Below are 976 nucleotides of genomic sequence, written 5' to 3'. Positions count from 1 at the left end.
ACTAAACTGGCACGTGGTAAAGGTGGCTCACTATAAGAGACATTCATTGAACGGGTGAGTTGTTGTTCTTGTTGTGGTTCGCTCATGAATTACCCCCTTGCACTTGTTTTTGTTGGGCTGTTGATTGATTAAGGACCTGATCTCTTGGACCATCCATCACGATTTTGCCATCGTTCACGACAATAATACGGTCCACCAGTTCTAAAACAGCTCGGCGGTGAGTCGCAACGACCAAGGTCCGATGCGCCAGCCAACCTTTTAAATGATCAATCAGTTGTTTCTCTGCCACATCATCAATGGCTGCTGTTGGTTCATCTAACAATAAAATGTTAGGTTGACGAATCAATAGACGAGCCAGTAACAATGCTTGTTTCTGACCACCCGAGAAACCAACGCCACCCTCTAAAATCAGGTGATCCAATCCTTCTTTTTTCTCTTGGACAAAAGGTAATGCACCCGTCACCACTAAAGCCCGAAGAATTTCTTCATCGGTTGCAAGCGGAGCACCTAAAGTAAGGTTCTCACGAATCGTACCGTAGAAAAGATAAGCATTCTGGTTAAGTAAACCCATATCACGACGTACATCAGATGGGTCAATTAAAGACAGATCCAAACCATCTAAATGCACCGAACCTTGAGTTGGGACTTGCATGCCAGATAGAAGCTGAAGCAGTGTCGATTTACCCGCACCATTACGCCCCAGAATTGCTATTTTTTCACCAGCGCGAATTTTTAAATGACGGATTGCCAAACTTGGTCTTGGGTCTTCTTCTCCATATTGGAACAAAGCATTTTTTAGTTCGTAATCGCCATTTAAAGCAGCTTTATGTACCAGATGTGAACGGTCAGCCTGATCAATCGGACGTTGCATAAGCTCATCTAAACTTTGTTTTGCAACTTTCGCCTGCTGTAAACGCCCTAGAACGCCTGTAATCTGTGCAATCGGACCTAACATGCGTGAAGATAAAATTGAACA

The 976-nt window shown here is 43.9% G+C and carries 2 protein-coding genes; both read right to left on the bottom strand.

Translation table 11 applies throughout. The annotated features are described in order from the left end of the window. The coding region (locus tag UC75_RS22470; RefSeq protein WP_228137503.1) for a hypothetical protein at positions 1 to 86 on the bottom strand (86 nt) is incomplete at its 3' end. After that, positions 83 to 976 (bottom strand): ATP-binding cassette domain-containing protein (locus UC75_RS18465; protein WP_128825370.1); only part of this gene is annotated, 894 nt, incomplete at its 5' end. The genes UC75_RS18465 and UC75_RS22470, both read right to left, overlap by 4 nt.

It is taken from the genome of Acinetobacter sp. V2 (assembly GCF_001188385.1).
Classification (GTDB): Bacteria; Pseudomonadota; Gammaproteobacteria; order Pseudomonadales; family Moraxellaceae; genus Acinetobacter; species Acinetobacter oleivorans.
The sequence above is the reverse complement of the archived record's forward strand: the minus strand, read 5'-3'. Positions and strand labels throughout refer to the sequence as shown.